General features: G+C 66.0%; 18 protein-coding genes and 2 pseudogenes. 5 read left to right on the forward strand and 15 right to left on the reverse strand.

Annotated elements, in window-relative coordinates:
* Nucleotides 1-210 precede the first annotated feature (210 nt).
* The 9 genes and pseudogenes from A5697_RS10200 to A5697_RS10240 all read right to left on the reverse strand — a co-directional run.
* A pseudogene (locus tag A5697_RS10200) lies at nt 211-1,059 on the reverse strand (DMT family transporter); the annotation flags it as partial.
* A gap of 32 nt (nt 1,060-1,091) precedes the next feature.
* Nucleotides 1,092-1,283 carry a hypothetical protein gene (locus tag A5697_RS10205; RefSeq protein WP_068010194.1) on the reverse strand — a complete coding sequence of 64 codons (192 nt, stop codon included), beginning with the start codon at nt 1,281-1,283 and terminating at the stop codon, nt 1,092-1,094.
* A gap of 269 nt (nt 1,284-1,552) precedes the next feature.
* On the reverse strand, nt 1,553-1,996 hold the full coding sequence (locus A5697_RS10210; protein ID WP_068010195.1) for a limonene-1,2-epoxide hydrolase family protein: 444 nt from the start codon (nt 1,994-1,996) through the stop codon (nt 1,553-1,555).
* 77 nt (nt 1,997-2,073) lie between these two features.
* On the reverse strand, nt 2,074-3,405 hold the full coding sequence (locus A5697_RS10215) for a cytochrome P450 (protein WP_068010282.1): 1,332 nt from the start codon (nt 3,403-3,405) through the stop codon (nt 2,074-2,076).
* A 53-nt stretch (nt 3,406-3,458) separates the two neighbouring features.
* Nucleotides 3,459-3,878 (reverse strand): lipoprotein LpqH, encoded by a 420-nt coding sequence (locus A5697_RS10220; protein WP_068010197.1) that lies wholly within the window; start codon nt 3,876-3,878, stop codon nt 3,459-3,461.
* Nucleotides 3,879-3,891: 13 nt separating this feature from the next.
* Nucleotides 3,892-4,725 (reverse strand): SDR family oxidoreductase, encoded by an 834-nt coding sequence (locus A5697_RS10225; RefSeq protein ID WP_067946464.1) that lies wholly within the window; start codon nt 4,723-4,725, stop codon nt 3,892-3,894.
* Between the two features lie 6 nt (nt 4,726-4,731).
* Nucleotides 4,732-5,204, reverse strand: a pseudogene (locus tag A5697_RS10230) (SRPBCC family protein).
* Between the two features lie 35 nt (nt 5,205-5,239).
* Nucleotides 5,240-5,689, reverse strand: coding sequence for a resuscitation-promoting factor RpfC (gene rpfC, locus A5697_RS10235; RefSeq protein ID WP_231972034.1), 450 nt, complete (start codon nt 5,687-5,689; stop codon nt 5,240-5,242).
* Between the two features lie 93 nt (nt 5,690-5,782).
* Nucleotides 5,783-6,358 carry a chorismate mutase gene (locus tag A5697_RS10240; RefSeq protein WP_082953324.1) on the reverse strand — a complete coding sequence of 192 codons (576 nt, stop codon included), beginning with the start codon at nt 6,356-6,358 and terminating at the stop codon, nt 5,783-5,785.
* A gap of 71 nt (nt 6,359-6,429) precedes the next feature.
* Here A5697_RS10240 and A5697_RS10245 point away from each other — a divergent pair, with 71 nt between their 5' ends.
* The gene (locus A5697_RS10245) at nt 6,430-7,035 is read left to right on the forward strand and encodes a hypothetical protein (RefSeq protein ID WP_082953325.1); all 606 of its coding nucleotides are present in this window, start codon (nt 6,430-6,432) and stop codon (nt 7,033-7,035) included.
* A gap of 88 nt (nt 7,036-7,123) precedes the next feature.
* On the opposite strand, the gene ag85B is transcribed toward A5697_RS10245, so the two are convergent.
* Entirely contained in the window at nt 7,124-8,116 is a 993-nt protein-coding gene (gene ag85B, locus A5697_RS10250; protein WP_067944484.1) for a diacylglycerol acyltransferase/mycolyltransferase Ag85B, read from the reverse strand.
* 613 nt (nt 8,117-8,729) lie between these two features.
* Here ag85B and A5697_RS10255 point away from each other — a divergent pair.
* Nucleotides 8,730-9,842, forward strand: a complete 1,113-nt coding sequence (locus tag A5697_RS10255; RefSeq protein ID WP_068010287.1) for a hypothetical protein — start codon at nt 8,730-8,732, stop codon at nt 9,840-9,842.
* A gap of 21 nt (nt 9,843-9,863) precedes the next feature.
* Here A5697_RS10255 and A5697_RS10260 read toward each other — a convergent pair whose 3' ends face one another.
* From A5697_RS10260 to A5697_RS10270, 3 genes are read right to left on the reverse strand one after another with little or no spacing between them, the layout of a single operon-like run.
* The gene (locus A5697_RS10260; protein ID WP_068010198.1) at nt 9,864-10,412 is read right to left on the reverse strand and encodes a YceI family protein; all 549 of its coding nucleotides are present in this window, start codon (nt 10,410-10,412) and stop codon (nt 9,864-9,866) included.
* A 13-nt stretch (nt 10,413-10,425) separates the two neighbouring features.
* The gene (locus A5697_RS10265) at nt 10,426-11,439 is read right to left on the reverse strand and encodes an alcohol dehydrogenase catalytic domain-containing protein (RefSeq protein WP_067944482.1); all 1,014 of its coding nucleotides are present in this window, start codon (nt 11,437-11,439) and stop codon (nt 10,426-10,428) included.
* A gap of 10 nt (nt 11,440-11,449) precedes the next feature.
* On the reverse strand, nt 11,450-12,733 hold the full coding sequence (locus A5697_RS10270) for a cytochrome P450 (protein WP_067944481.1): 1,284 nt from the start codon (nt 12,731-12,733) through the stop codon (nt 11,450-11,452).
* A gap of 211 nt (nt 12,734-12,944) precedes the next feature.
* Here A5697_RS10270 and A5697_RS10275 point away from each other — a divergent pair, with 211 nt between their 5' ends.
* Genes A5697_RS10275 through A5697_RS10285 form a run of 3 tightly spaced genes read left to right on the forward strand, consistent with a single transcriptional unit; the run spans nt 12,945 to nt 13,927 of the window.
* Entirely contained in the window at nt 12,945-13,343 is a 399-nt protein-coding gene (locus tag A5697_RS10275; RefSeq protein WP_067944480.1) for a hypothetical protein, read from the forward strand.
* An 11-nt stretch (nt 13,344-13,354) separates the two neighbouring features.
* On the forward strand, nt 13,355-13,645 hold the full coding sequence (locus tag A5697_RS10280; protein ID WP_068010200.1) for a hypothetical protein: 291 nt from the start codon (nt 13,355-13,357) through the stop codon (nt 13,643-13,645).
* A gap of 57 nt (nt 13,646-13,702) precedes the next feature.
* On the forward strand, nt 13,703-13,927 hold the full coding sequence (locus tag A5697_RS10285; RefSeq protein WP_067944478.1) for a hypothetical protein: 225 nt from the start codon (nt 13,703-13,705) through the stop codon (nt 13,925-13,927).
* An 8-nt stretch (nt 13,928-13,935) separates the two neighbouring features.
* Here A5697_RS10285 and A5697_RS10290 read toward each other — a convergent pair whose 3' ends face one another.
* Both A5697_RS10290 and A5697_RS10295 read right to left on the reverse strand, forming a co-directional pair.
* The gene (locus A5697_RS10290; protein ID WP_067944477.1) at nt 13,936-15,069 is read right to left on the reverse strand and encodes a nitronate monooxygenase; all 1,134 of its coding nucleotides are present in this window, start codon (nt 15,067-15,069) and stop codon (nt 13,936-13,938) included.
* A 124-nt stretch (nt 15,070-15,193) separates the two neighbouring features.
* Nucleotides 15,194-15,658 (reverse strand): hypothetical protein, encoded by a 465-nt coding sequence (locus A5697_RS10295; protein ID WP_068010202.1) that lies wholly within the window; start codon nt 15,656-15,658, stop codon nt 15,194-15,196.
* Between the last annotated feature and the right edge of the window lie 6 nt (nt 15,659-15,664).

The raw sequence follows: 15,664 nt of genomic DNA on the forward strand, positions 1-15,664 counted from the left end.
CCGCTCAGACCAAGGCCGTCGCGTCGAACACCCAGCATGCGATTCGCTCTGTACTTCGACGTGTGCCCGTCCGTGGTCCGTCGACCTGCACTCGCCAAGAAATAGGTGTCGATGGCACCGCGGATCCAACGTTACGCGCGGACGCCTGAGCGTCTCCGGCACCTCAGGATGATCATAGGTTTCCGCGTTTTGCTCGCTACTGAGCGCCGCGGTAGGGGCCTCACCCCGGGCCAGAGCAACTATCGCGACAATCACCACTATCGCCGCCGACGCCAAGACGATCATGCCCACGCCATCGGCGTTGAGGGTCTCGCCGAGCACCACGATGCCCAGAACCGATGCCACCGCAGGCTTGGCCACGGTCACCGACGGCATTGAGGCGGTCAGCGCACCAGCGCGAAACGATGACTGCTGGAAGATCATCCCTGCCAACGCCGCAAGAATCCAGACATAGAACTCCGGCGCGCACAGCAGCGCCCCGAAACCATGTCCGGCCGCCGCGACGACGGCCTTGGTTAGCACCGCGAACAGGGCCAGCGACGAACCGGCCACCACCGCAAGGAGTACCGCCGCACGCGGACCGGGCCAAATGCGCGCCCCCAGGACACAGCACACCAGTAGGGGACCCAACACCAGGGCCACCACAGTCCAGGCTGTCAGCGACCCCTGCGACTGCCCGGCCTTCGGGTCGCCAACGGCCACGACCACCGCCAAAGCGACGGCGAGCACCGTCGCCCACATCCACTGCGGGCGGGTCACCCGGTGATGGTTCAGCCGCGCATTGACCGGCAGGGCAAATAGCAGCGCCGTCACCTGCAGCGCCGTCACCAACATGACCGACCCGAGCCCCAGCGCGGCGGCTTGCAGGCTGTAGTTGGCAACGGCTCCCCCGCCGCCAAGCCACCACCGGGCGTCGCGCAACGACATGCGGAACAACTCCCAGTGGCCGACTGGTTCGTCGGTGACCTGACGCGCGGATTGTTGACGGCTCACCGCGCCGATCGCGGATGCCAGCGCGGCGCACAGGGCGAGCACAACCGCGATTTCCGATTTCAACATGGGACCTCTCAAGATGCCGAGATCACTTCGGGCTAGACCCCGAAGTAGACGCCGTACCTGCTCGTCGCGAGCGCTTTCAACAGCCACAGGACCACCCCGGTCCCAGCCAAGGTGCCCAGAGTCACAGTCACGACAAAGGCGACCCGGAAGCTCTTCGAGAGCACCGACCGGAGGGGGTTCTGCTGGTCGACAGCAGTCGACGGGTGGATGTTACTGGCGCTCATGGCATTTCCTCGTTGACTTCGTTTCGGTCATGTGATTGTCGTTGCCTAATCCATGACGAACTCATGAAGGAAATGGTGGTAGACAAAGCACTTCTCCGGAATGACCGGGAAGCCAGATTGGGTTGCCTCTAGGGATAGAGTTTCCTATCCATTTAGCAAGCATCGGGTGATCGAGTCCAACCAGCGTCGGTTGAGGCGCCCGCCCTGAACGCGTCAGACGACCGCACCCGAATCTTCGATTTTCGGCGCCGCAGTTACGGACGAGTCTGCTAGACCAAGCTTGTCGCGTCGAAGACCCAGCTGGTGTCGGCCGTCGCCAGGTTCTCGAAGTGGTTCGGGGGAGCGAAGCTGACCAGGCTGTTCATGTCCCAGTAGTCCTTCCAGACGGTGATCTTGCCGCCCTCGACCTTGTGGACCGTCACGAATCTCAGCACGCCTCGCTCGCCCGTGGTGAACGTCCATGTCTCCGAGTGCTCGTACATCACGTCGGCACCGTTGGACACCAGCACGCCGTCGTGGTTCTCATAGCCCGCCAGCGGCTCGAGACCCATCTTGAGCCGCTTGACGATGTCTTCCGGCCCGCGCGCCGACAGCGCCGGAACGGGCATGTCGACGTAGAGGCAGTCATCGGATAAAAACGTCTTGACCGCCTCCCAGTCCCGCCGCGAGAGCGCCTGCCATAGCCCGAGGACGACATCCTCGACCGAGATCATAGAAACGTCTGTCATAGCGCAAATAAACTCGGTTGCCGAACGGGTGTCAACAGCCGATGTTCTCCCGGCGCGCCTCGCTAGCCGTCGACGCGAGCCATCGACCGTGCCGGTCCCAGCGCGACCGGCAGTGACGACCAGCCGCGCAGCACGCGCGTGTCACGCCGGCTTCCCATGCCCGCCGCGCGGACCTCGGGGAAGCGGTCGAAAAACGTACGCAGCCCGACTTCGCCCTCGGCACGCGCCAGCGCGGCGCCCAGGCAGAAGTGCCGGCCCCCGGAGAACGCGAGATGCCTTCCGGCGTTTGGCCGTTCGATGTCGAAGCGGTGCGGCTCGTCGAAGACGGACGGGTCGCGGTTGGCGGCGGCCAGATAGACGAGCACCAAGTCGCCGCGCTGGAGCCGCCTGCCTGCCAGCTCAACGTCGCCCCGCGCGATCCGCGCGGTCAGCTGTACCGGCGATTCCAGCCGCAGAATCTCCTCAACGGCGTTGGGCCACAGCTCGGGCCGTTCGCGCAAGGTGTTCAGGCGGTCGGGCGCATCTAGGAGCATGCGGATCCCGTTGCCAAGCAGGTTGACCGTGGTCTCGAACCCGGCCGCCAATACCAGCCCGGCGATGGCTTGCAGCTCGTTCTCGTCCAGATATGTTTCGGCGGAACCGCTTTCGGCTATCTGGATCAGCTGGCTCATCAGGTTGTCGCTCGGGGTGCGCCGCAACTGGCCGAGATGCTCGTCGAGCCAGGAGCTGAAGCCCTCGAGCCCTCGCTGCACACTGCGGTATTGCCGCCACGTCAATCCGATGTCCAGGCTCGGCGCGGCGAGCTCACCGAATTCCAGGACGCGCGGCCGGTCGCGCTCTGGGACGCCGAGGATGTCGCTGATGATCGCGACCGGCAGCTGCGAGCAGTACCGACCCACAATGTCGACGACCTGCGAGGCGCCGGACTCGGCGGCGAGCTGATCCAACAGGTCGGCGGCGGTCTGCTCCACGCGAGCGCGCAACGCGGCAACCGCGCGGGGAGTGAAGACCGCGGACACCGTCTTGCGGTAGCGGGTGTGGTCCGGCGGCTCGACGGCGAGCAGCGACGGTGCGCGAAGCGGATGCAGCAGACCGTCGCGGGTGCGGCCCTCCAGCCTCCGCAGCGGCTTGGGCAGATTCGCCCCGAACACGAGCACGCGGAAGTCTTCGGAGCGCAGCAGCTCGTGGGCCAGCGCGTGGTCGGCCGTCAGATAACTCACGCGACCCTTGAGCAGCGGTCCCGCCGCCCGGAGTTCGTCGTAGAACGGCACCGGGTCGGCGGCCACCCGGGGATCCGCGATCAGCCTGGCGTGCAGGTCACCGCGCCGGACGCCGAGCGTCGCGACGCCCCGGATGAAGCCGTGCATCGCCAACCAGTGCAAACGTTCCTTCACCGGCCCCTCCATCGATCGATGCCACCGAGCCTATGCCCGGACCCCGGACACCGTCAGCACTCGGCGATGATCTTGAACTCAGTCGTCACCACTTTGTCGGGGTTGCTGCTGTTGATGCCGTAGGCGTTACCGCTGATCGTGTACGCGTCGTTGGTGACGTCGGCGTGCGCGTCGCCCACGCCGCCTTCCCAGAAGCTGCCGGTGAATCCGTCGACGTTGCGGATCTTCACCCACTGGGGCATTACCCGGTAACCACTGGTGAGCACCACTGCCTCGACACCGCCGTCGCGGTCCTTGATGTCGATGGTGCGGTACTGCTGGTTTTGGCTGCACGCCGGAGGGCGGGTGGTGTGAGTGGCCCCGTCGATGGTCAGACGGGCCGCTTTGCGGGGCGTGGTCTGGGCCTGCCCGCACCCCGCGACGCCGACGCCGGCGATCACCACGAAAACCACCGCGATTAACCGGTTTCGCACCGGTTCACCTCCTTCACTGCCGCTTCGGCATCAGGGCGGGTAGGGATTTGACGATGCTGCGTCGCACGAGTTCCGGACTCAAGCCCTTGAAGAAGTCGATCAAGCGAATGCTCTTGGGCACGTACCAATGCAACCGCTTCGGGTTGTGGTAAGCCTGCCACGCGGCCTCCGCCACGCTGCTCGCCGGCATCAGCCGGAACAACCCCTTCTTGGGCGCGGTGGCCCGAAGCTCATCGGCCGTCCTCGGGGCACCGCCGTCGTTGGAGTGATTCGTCGTCGTGGTCAGGATGGCCGTGTCGATCAGGCCGGGCAGCACGTCGGCGACGCGAACCCCGTGCCGGTGCCACTCGACGCTGAGCGCCTCGGTCAATCCCTTGACGGCGTGCTTGGTCGACGAATAGACGGCCAGGCGCGGCATGCCGTAGGTGCCCGACGACGACGACGTCGAAAACATCAGGCTGCCAGGCGTTTTCTTCAGGTACGGCAACGAGGCGTAGGCCCCGGTCAGCACCGCCTTGTAGTTGATGTCGACGACGCGCATGGCGGCCTCGTAGGGCACGTCCTCGAACCATCCGCTTTCGCCGATGCCCGCGTTGTTCCACATCATGTCGAGCCCGCCGTCGCTGTTGCCGGCGCAGAAGTCGGCGAGGGCACCCTCCAGGGCCGCCTTGTCCGTCACGTCGACCTGGCGGGTCCACAACCGGTCGCCGCCGAGTTCTTCCCGCAGCGTCGCCAAACCGTCACCGTTGCGGTCCACGGCGCCGACCCGCCACCCCTTGGCGTGGAACAGCTTTGCCCCCTCCCGGCCCATGCCGCTGCCCGCACCGGTGATGAAGATCGATTTCACGGCGCGTCAGCCAGCCTCGACCACATCTTTGATGCGATTCAGGGTTTTGGTCATGTCGCGCACGTTGCGTCGCTTACGCAGGAAACCCCCGAACAGCCAGTAGACGGCGAGCCAGGGCGCCGGGTTGAGGCGGAAAGACTCGGTCACGTCGTGCCGCCGCCGCTGGGTGCCAATCGGTAGTGCCAGTTGTTGACCGCCCGATCACCGAGCAGCACCGCGAACCCGAATTCGCGGCCCGGCTCACACGCGGTCACCTCACACGTCGTCCAATACACCGGCCCAATCTCGTTACGCCGCACATGGCCACGGAATTTCGCGCCGAGGGCCGGGCCATTGGCGTCGCCCAGCCACTCGGCCTCGAACACTTCGGGGGAGAACCGGCCGATGTTGCGAACGTTTGCGATGAGATCCCAGATCTTGTCCGCAGACGCCGCCATATGAACAGTCGCCGAACCTTCCATGGCCTGATCCAAACACAGCTTGCCGTTCGGTCATAGACCGCGAGGACATATCGTCAGTGCGGCGCCGCCGCCTGGATCAACCCGTTGATGATCTCCTTGATGCCCTGCGCGGGGTGCGAGTACCAACCGATCGGCAGGCCCGACTGGGCGCCGCACTTGGGCCACGCCTCCACCCCTTGGTCGGCGAAAACCCGGTTGGCTACGGCGATTTGCTGCTCTCGGGACGCGGCCGCCGGGTTGCCGACACCGCCGTACCGTTCCCAGGTACCCGGTTTGAATTGGAGTCCACCGTAATTGCCGTTTCCGGTGTTGGCGTGCCAGTTGCCACCGGACTCGCACTGCGCGATCGCGTCCCAGTTCGGGGTGGGCGCGGAGGTGGCTATACCGGTGGACGAAGCTATCGACGCTGCAACGAACCCGCCGACCGCCAGGGACTTGACGAGAGGCTTGCAGAGAATTTTCATGTCATGGAATTCGGCCGCTGTGGCCAAAGCGTTACCCATTCGAAAATGCCGCGAGATATGCCCTCTATCTGCGGAAACGGCAATATCGCGGAACAAAAAGAAAGTGTTAGAAACCGATGAGGAAAAATTAAATTATTGCTGGCAATATGACTGAGTTGCTAACGCCAGCGCCCGCCGATAGAGGGCGTCGAGGCTGCGCGCGCGGACAACGCCGCTTGCGGCGAGGTCGAGCTGTGCGGCGCAGGCCGGCGAATGCAGCAGGTCCCAGTTGCCCACGACTTGGTTCAGCATCGTTTGGTTGAGGTCGTCGATCGCCGACCGCGACGCCGACAGGTCCACCGACTGGCCCGGGGCGGCATCAGGATTCAGTTTCCAATCCGCGAACCGGCTGTATTCGATGCCCTCCGTGGCGCGGATCTGGTCGCCGAACAGCCGGGTGACGTAGTCGGGGTCGATCCGCCGGGCCGAGGCCTGGGCGGCCATTTTCGCGAGTTCTTGCCGGACGCGGTCCTGGTCTTCGATGGCCCCGCGAGTGGTCCACTTGTAGGCGGCCACCGGCTCGGCGATTTGTAACCGCTGCGCGGCGGCGTCGACCAACTCGGTGAGCGGGCTCGCGTCGTCGGCGCTCGCGGGCGACGCGACCAGGATCGCCAGCCCGACGATCGTGCCGGCGCAGCGGGTAACCAGGGTGACGCGCCGGCTCTGCATGACATGATTCTGCGGCAGCGCCGGATGCGAGCGCATTTCGGAGTTAGCCTGAGATGCTGATGTCGTCGACCATGGATAGTCGCGGCCCGCGCCGCGTTGGCGGGAAGCGCGGGAAATCGTTGCGCTCGAAGCAGATTCGCGCGCTGATCGCCGTCGCGCTGGCGATTCCGTTGCTGCTCGGGGCGGCGCTCATCATGGTGGATCGGCTGCATTCCACGCCCGCCGACGCCATCGACCATCCCGCCAGCCCGGTGAACGACGAGCAGTCGAAGGCTCAGGTCGTCAATTCGGCCCAGAACATCGTCACCGCGGCGGGCCTGCAGGCCTCCTCGGCCGGCTACGCGCTGATGTCCTGCAAAGACCGGGACGACCCGCCGTACCAGGGCTCGATCTATCTGACATTCTCGGTGCCCGCCACGGCACCGGCCGACACGTATATCACCCGGATTGCCACCACGCTGGCCGGCGACGGCTGGGCCGAGGGCCTACCACCCAACAATCACGCGTTCGCGAAGACACTCACCAAGGATGGCGTCACGGTGATCGTCTACCGCCACGACGACGAACCGCACCTGGGTGTCCTACGCGTCTACGGCCAGTGCCGCAACATGAACGATCACCGCAGGGACGCGACGGCTTGGACGGATATCACCAACCAATTCGCCGCGCCGCGTTGATCGGCCGACGCCAAACGGGGCCCATGACGCACTACTGCGCCCGACGGCGTCGTCGTCGGGCGCAGTAGCGACCTCGGGGCAGGTGAGGCTATCCGCCGCCGCCGGCGGTGGCACCAAGGGTGCCCTGCAGGTCCGGCTTCATGGCGTTGAGCTGGGCTCCCCAGTACTCCCAGCTGTGTGTGCCATTGGCGTTGAAGTTGAACACCGCGTTGTGCCCACCGGCCGCGTTGTACTGGTCCTGGAACTTCAGGTTGCTGCTGCGCACGAAGTTCTCCAGGAACTCGGCGGGCATGTTCGCCCCGCCCAACTCCGACGGCGTGCCGTTACCGCAGTAGATCCACAGGCGGGTGTTGTTGCCGACCAGCTTGGGGATCTGCAGCGTGGGGTCGTTGCGCTGCCACGCGGGGTCGCTCGACGGGCCCCACATGTCGCTCGCCTTGTAACCGCCGGCGTCACCCATCGCGAGGCCGATCAGGGACGGGCCCATGCCCTGCGACGGATCCATCAGGGCCGACAGCGAACCGGCGTAGATGAACTGGTTGGGGTGGTAGGCGGCCAGGATCAGTGCCGACGAGCCGGCCATCGAGATGCCGACCGCAGCGCTGCCCGTGGACTTGACGCTCTTGTTGGAGGCCAGGTACTGGGGAAGCTCACTGGTCAGGAACGTTTCCCATTTATAGGTGGAGCACCCCGCCTTGCCGCAGGCCGGGCTGTACCAGTCGCTGTAGAAGCTGGACTGACCACCGACGGGCATGACGATCGACAGGCCCGACTGGTAGTACCACTCGAACGCCGGCGTGTTGATGTCCCAGCCGTTGTAGTCGTCCTGGGCGCGCAACCCGTCGAGCAGATAGACCGCGGGGGAGTTGTTGCCGCCGCTTTGGAACTGAACCTTGATGTTGCGGCCCATCCCCGCCGACGGCACCTGCAGGTATTCAACCGGCAGGCCCGGGCGCGAGAACGCTCCCGCGGTCGGTGCGCCGCCGGCAAGACCGATCAGCCCCGGGAGGGTAACGGCCGCTGCCGCACCGACTAAAAGCCGGCGCCCCCAGGCCCGGACCATCTCGCTCAGATCTGTCATACCTGCCCCTTGTCGTATGTGACCGTCGTCTCAGGCAGGAATTTACCGTGCGAATAGCCCGAATGTCGATCGGGACGCGGGGATGTCTCAGTTTGGTATCGGAATTTCCCGGCGAATTGCGGTCCCGGGATAAGACCGCCGCAACGTTGGCCTCGGTTGGCCCGGACCGGGTTTTCGCGACTCGTCCCAGCAAAACGCCTGGCAGCGAGGTCCGGGGCGGGGTAGGCCGTAATGCGCAAAGCCGCCATTTTCGGTCCCGCCATGACGTCGAGCGGCGCGGCGACGCCGAACCGCCGCCGAAAAGGTCGATTCGGTACCCGCAAGACGTTTATCGCCGCCCGAGGAAGCCATGGATTCCCGGCGCCGGCGGCCCTTCTCCCACCTGCGCGTCCTGTGGGCGCATCGATTGGTTACCGACGGGCTGATTGTCCGGCGAGATCGAACCGGGGCAGCCGGACTTGTGTCGACCGCGTAGGCTCTCACGGAGCAAGCCGATGGAGACCACGTTATCTCGGTCCGTTCCGGCCCTTACGACCCAACTGACCAGGGGTTTCCTGGCGTGCGCGGGTGCCGCTGAGGGTGTCGGAGGCCCGGGACCGATTGGGGCATGAGTTTGGACACGGTACTTGGGCTATCAGTGACGCCGACCGCCGTTGGGTGGGTCCTCGCTGAAGGGCACGGCGCGGACGGCACCATCCTGGACCATCAGGAGCTGGTGCTGGACGCCGGTCGCGGCGGCCGCGCCGTGAGTACCGCGGAGCAAGTAGCGGACGAGATCGCACGGGTCGAAGCGCAGGCGGCCGCCAGCGACCATCGACTGCGGGTCATCGGGGTGACGTGGAACGACGACGCGGCGGCCCACGCCGCGTTGCTGCTGGAAGCGCTCACCGACGGTGGCTTCGACAACGTCGTGCCGGTCCGGCAACTCGACGCCGTCGAGACACTGGCGCGGGCCCTCGCGCCGGTCATCGGCTATGAACAGACCGCGGTCTGTCTCCTCGAACACGACTCGACGACCGTGGTCATGGTCGATACCCGCGACGGGGAAACGCAGACGGCGACCAAGCAGGTGCGCGGCGGTTTCGACGGCCTGACTCGCTGGTTGACCGGCATGTTCGACCGCAATGGCTGGCAGCCCGCCGGGGTGGTGGTCATCGGCGCGCACAGCGACATCGACGGCCTGTCCTGGCAGCTCGAAAAGACCCTGCCGGTGCCGGTATTCGTGCAAGCGATGGCGCAGGTGACCATCGCGCGGGGCGCTGCGCTGACCGCAGCCCGAAGCACCGAGTTCACCGACGACCAGCTGGTGGTGCACCCCAGTGCACCCGTCGCCGCGCCGCCGGCGCCGCGAAAGCTGTCGTACGCCGGGGCCGTGACCACTCTGGCCGCCGGTGTGGTCACCTTTGTCTCCTCGATATCGCTAGCGGTGGGCCTTCAACTGGCCCCGGCCAGCGAGCCCGTCCCGCGGCACACGGAGCACGCGCCGCCGCCCCAAGTCGCCGAGGCCGTAGCACCGCCCCCGGTCGTCGCACCGCTGACCCCGCAGGCGAAAGTCCCGGCCGGCGAACCGATCACGGAGGCCACCGCACCCGACGAGCAGCGGCCGGAACCGGAGCCCAACAGCAGGCAGCCCTACCTGACGCGAATGCTCGAACACATCCCGGGCGACACCGGCGACGCGACGGGCGCCTCGGCCTCGCAGGCGCCCTCCCAGCCGCAGCCCTGACGTCGGCGCGGGATAAGGCGCTCAGGCGTTTTTCGCGTGAACCGCGGAGAAGGACACCGAAACGTCGTCGGCGACCTGGACCGAACCCATCAGCAATGAGTACGGCTTGATGCCGTAGTCGGTCTGTCGGACCGTTGACTCGGTGGACATACGCCAAGCGTCCCCGAGATCCTCTGTGCGCAAGTAGATTACGTGGCCCCGCGACTTTCCCCGAATGTCGAGTTGACCGGTGAGGCGGTACCCGTCGTCGGTCTTGCCGATGTCCCGTGCGAGGAAACGGATCTCGGGAAAACGGCCGGCGTCCAACGACTTCAAGGCGTTGGACCGCACCAAAACCTTCTCGGGTCCTGACAATCCCTTCACGCCGCCCTCGCCGCGTAACACCTCGAAGGAATCCGTTTCGACCACAAGCTCCACGGTGGCGGGCTCCGAGCCGGCCCAGCCCACGGTGGCATGCCAGCGGGTCATGGCGATGGTGAGACGGTGGCCCATTCGCGCGGCTCGCCCGCGAACGCCGGTGCCAAGAAGTAACTCGCCGTCGGCTGCGTCCAAGCTCCACTCGTCGGTCATAGGCCGACTGTAATCACATCGTCAGCACTGTGCGGTAGTGCGCGCGCCCTTGCTCCAACGCCGCGTATCCGTCCGCGGCTTGGGACAGCGGTAGCTCCTCGACCCACGCCCGCACCCCGGACAGCACGGCGAAATGCATCGTGTCTTCAACGTCTTTCGCCGTGCCGGAAGGATGACCGACGATGCTGATCCCCGGTGTAATCAGTTGGATGGGGCTGATCGGCAGTGGTTCGGGCGTGACGCCGATGGTCACCAGCTCGCCTTGCGGCGATATCCCGCCAACCGTTGCGGCCATCGCCGGCGAGTTGCCCGCGGTCGCCAACACGACCGCCGCCCCGCCCAGGGCCTTCAGCGCTTCTGCGGGATCGGCGGCGGTGGAGTCGATGTAATGGTGGGCACCCAACTTCCGGGCATCCTCCTCTTTGCCGCTGCCCCGAGCGATCGCGATGGTCTCGAACCCCATCGCCCGGGCGAACTGCACCCCGAGGTGGCCGAGGCCGCCGACACCGAGGATGGCGACCCGGTCGCCGGGCACCGCCTTGGTATGGCGCAAAGCGTTGTAGGTGGTAACGCCGGCGCAACCCATCGGCGCGGCCTCCGCGTCGGACAGCCCTTCCGGTATGCGGGCGAGCGCACTCGCCGGGACGGTCACCGATTCCGCGTACCCGCCCGGATATTGGTAACTCGGCACCTTCCCGTTCTCGCAATGAATGAAGTGGCCTTTGCGGCATTCATCGCAGTGGTAGCAGCACCCGCCGAACCACCCGACCGCGACACGATCGCCGACGGCGAAACCCTCGACGCCCGCCCCTAGTTCCGCGATCGTCCCGGCGATTTCGTGCCCGGGAGTCAACGGCCATGTCATGCCCGGGAAGCCGCCTGCGACAAAGTGTGCGTCCGTGCCGCAGATTCCACATGCGGTGACGGTTATCCGCGCCTCGTCACGTCCCGGTGGCTTGGTTTCGACATCGACCAGTTCCAACGGTGCCCCGGCCGACTTCACATGAACTGCTCGATGGGTTGCCATGCGGTTGAGGCTACTGCGCGGCAGGGGATTTCGCGCCGTCGGTGTGGTAGTCGACCTGCCAGTGCTTGATCCCGTTGAGCCAGCCCGACCGTAGCCGTTCGGGCTTCCCGATCGATTCCAGGTTCGGGATGCCGTCGGCGATCGCGTTGAACATCAGATCTATGGTCATCCGCGCCAGGTTCGCCCCGATGCAGTAATGCGCGCCGGTGCCGCCAAACCCCACGTGCGGGTTGGGGTCGCGCAGGATGTTGAAGGTGAACGGGTCGTCGAAGACGTCCTCGTCGAAATTGGCCGAGCGGTAGACCATCACCACCCGCTGGCCCTTCTTGATCTGCACGCCGGAGAGTTCGTAGTCCTCCAGCGCGGTGCGCTGGAAGGACGTCACCGGGGTTGCCCAGCGGACGATTTCGTCGGCAGCGGTGGCGGGGCGCTCCCTCTTGTACAGCTCCCACTGATCGGGGAAGTCGGTAAAGGCCATCATGCCCTGCGTGATGGAGTTGCGGGTGGTCTCGTTGCCGGCCACGGCCAGCAGGATGACGAAGAATCCGAACTCGTCGTCGGAGAGCTTGTGCCCGTCGATGTCGGCCTGGACCAGCTTGGTGACGAGGTCTTCCCCCGGGTTTTTCGCCCGGTCCGCCGCCATCTGCATGCCGTACATGATGAGTTCGACGGAAGCGGTGATGGCGTCGTTGTTGGCGAACTCGGGGTCCTGGTCGCCGACCATCTCATTGGACCAGTGGAAGAGCTTCTTGCGTTCTTCCTGTGGCACACCCATCAACCCGGCGATGGCCTGCAGCGGCAGCTCACACGACACCTGCTCGACGAAGTCACCGCGACCCTGGGCGGCCGCCTCCTCGACGATGCGCCGCGCGCGCTCGGCGAGATCGCCGCGCAGGCGCTCGATGGCCCGGGGAGTGAAGGCCCGGGAGATGATCTTGCGCAGTCGGGTGTGTTGCGGCGCATCCATGTTCAGCAGGACGAACTTGCCGCGCTCGACCTGCTCGCCGACCGTGCCGTCCTTGTAGCGCGGCAGCGCCGTCTTCTGCAGGCTGGAGAAGACGTCGCTGCGCAGCGACACCTCTTTGACGTCCTTGTGCTTGGACACCACCCAGAAGCCGCCGTCGTCGAACCCGCCGGCCCCGAGGGGCTGCTCGTTCCACCAGATTGGCGCGGTCCGTCGCAGTTCGGCCAGTTCCTCCACCGGCAGTCGCTCGGCGTGGATGTCCGGATCGGTGAAGTCGAATCCGGGAGGGAGATTGGGGACCGGCTTGGCGGTTGGCTCGACGGTTGGCATGGCCCGCTCCTCGGTGACGAAGTGGTCTAGTCGTCTTTGTGCAAATAAACCATTGCCGCACCACGGTTGGGAAGCATTGACGCAAGATCGCCGGGGGCAAATTGGAACGTGTTCCTCGTTTCGCATTCCGACCGGCGATACGGTCTTGTGAGCGACGGCCCGATGGATATGCTTTGGTGCAGGTCACCGGCGACGACAGGCGGGGTGGAACATGATTCGGGAACTGCTCAGCGCCGCTTCTATAGCGGGCATTGCGATTGGCGTGGCGCCGTGCGCGGCAGCCGGATACGACGGCGATGTGCCGGGGATGAACTATCAGGCGTCGTTGGGCGCGCCGTGCGACAACTATGAGCGCTTCATCTTCGGCCGCGGCCCGAGCGGCCAGGCGGAGGCGTGCCACTTCCCTCCGCCCAACCAGTTCCCGGCGGCCACCACCGGATACTGGGTCATCTCCTATCCGCTGTACGGGGTGCAGCAGGCGGGCGCGAAGTGCCCTGGGCCGCAAGCCGCGGCGCAGTCGGATCGCGGGCTGCCGATGCTGTGCCTGGGCGAGCGGGGCTGGCAAGAGGGATGGTTCACCGGGGCGGGATTCTTCCCTCCGTCCGAGTGAGCGGCTGAGCCATGGACGACGGTCAGGTCGGCGCACCTCCGATCCCGCGTTGGCTGCGGTTCGTCCTCGCGTCGGATCGTGCCGGCTCGGCGTGGTACATCGGGACGGGCTTCTTTTTCGCACCTGTCCTCGCGGTGCTCTCGCCGTGGCCCGTCGTCACCGCCGTGCTCTGGGCGATCATCGGCCTGGCCGGACTCTGGCTCGGCCTGCTGGGCATCGCGATGGCCGTCGGGCTGGCCCGGCTATTGCGCTCCGGGGCCGAGATCCCCGAATCCTATTGGCGCACCTTGGTCAACTACTAGTTACTGCGCCCGGTCTAGAGTCATAGCCAACTGTCCCGCGACGAGAGGAGACTCGAGATGGGCTTCAGCCCGAAAGATGCGGTCGACGCGGCCAAGGACATCGCGACCAACGCGGTCGAGAAGGCCTCCGACATCGTCGAACACGGTAGCGACATCATCCGGGGAGACATCTCCGGCGGTGTCAGCGGCATCGTCCAGAACTCGATCGAGATCGGCACGTACGCGGTGGACCGGACGAGGGAGATGTTCAGCGGCCGCGACGAGCTCGACGACGAGGTCTAGCTCCGCCGTCAGACGGAGGAAGCAGCCTCGTTCAGCTCGTCCAGCCTGTTCGTCGCTTCCAGGTACTCCTGCACCCAGCGCTCGATGACCGTCGCCGTCTTCTCCACCTTGGTGAACTGGCCGACAACCTGACCGACCGGGTTGAACGCGACGTCCACGCTCTCGTTCGGGTACCGGTTCGTGGCCCGCACCGCCATCCCGGAAACCATGTACTGCAGCGGCATTCCGAGCGGCTTCGGGTTCTCCGGCGCCTCCCACGCCTCGGTCCAGTCGTTGCGCAACATGCGGGCCGGCTTGCCGGTGAACGACCGGCTGCGGACGGTGTCCCGGCTACCCGCCTTGACGTACGCCTGTTGCTGAACCGGTGTGTTCGAGGATTCCTCGACCATCAGCCATTGCGAGCCCGTCCACGCTCCTTGGGCACCCAGCGCCAGGGCCGCCGCGATCTGCTGGCCGCTGCCGATGCCACCGGCCGCGAGCACCGGCACCGGGGCGACCTCCTTGACCACCTGCGGCCACAAGACGATCGAGCCCACCTCGCCGCAGTGCCCACCGGCCTCGCCGCCCTGGGCGATGATGATGTCGACGCCCGCGTCCGCGTGCTTGCGCGCCTGCGACGGCGACCCGCACAGCGCGGCCACCTTGAGTCCCGCCTCGTGGATGTGCTTGATCATGTCGGCCGGGGGAGTGCCCAGGGCGTTGGCGATCATCTTCACCTTCGGGTGCTTGAGCGCCACCTCGACCTGCGGCGTGGCGGTCGCCTCGGTCCAGCCGAGCAGCTGCAGGCTGTCGCCGTCGCTGTCCTCGATCGGCACGCCATGGTCGGCCAGGATCTTCTTGCCGAAGTCGAGGTGCTCCTGGGGCACCATCTTGCGCAGCGTGTCGGCAAGCTCCTCGGCGGACAGGTGCGAATCCATGCCCTCGTACTTGTTCGGGATGACGATGTCGACGCCGTACGGGTGGTCGCCGATGTTCTCGTCGATCCAGTTGAGCTCGATCTCGAGCTGCTCGGGGGTGAAGCCGACCGCGCCGAGCACGCCGAAACCGCCGGCCTTGCTGACCGCGACCACGACATCACGACAGTGGGTGAACGCGAAGATCGGAAACTCGATACCAAGCTCATCGCAGATGGCGGTGTGCATGCCTACTCCTGTGGGGCGCGGAACCGACGCAAACAAATTGAAACGTGTTCTAGTTTAGTACGGACCGCATTGACGTGGCCAGCGGGTCCTGACCTGCGTTTTGCCACTACGGCCCGTCGGCCGCTCAAAGTGCCGCGCTGCGCGCGATCCAGAGCACCAGAAACGCGAACATGCAGCCGGCGCACACGAGGTGATCCCGACAGACGGACCGCGCCAGGCGGGTCTGCTCGGGTGGACCGTCCGTTCGCCGGCCGAGCCGCACCGCGTCGGGAACCGTTTGCGTCAACGCCAGCATGGTCGGACTCCCCGCAAGGATGGCCGACAACACCAAGAGCCACCAGGGGTCATGCCCACGCGCGGACTGGTAGGTCAACGCCACCAGCAGGATCATCATGACCGCGGCGATCAGCCGGCTCATCGGGCGCGACGTGGTGGTCGCGCGATGGTAGTAAGCCGCGATGGAGGCGAGTACGGCCTCGGGCAGATCGGTTGGCGCGGAACGGAATCGAAGGACCTGTACGTCGAAGATGAGATCCATCCACAAGACGGCCAACAGGAATCCGCCGCAGGCCGTGAGCAACGAGGCCATGACGCT

The sequence above is a fragment of the Mycobacterium sp. E3251 genome, from assembly GCF_001666835.1.
Taxonomy (GTDB): Bacteria; Actinomycetota; Actinomycetes; order Mycobacteriales; family Mycobacteriaceae; genus Mycobacterium.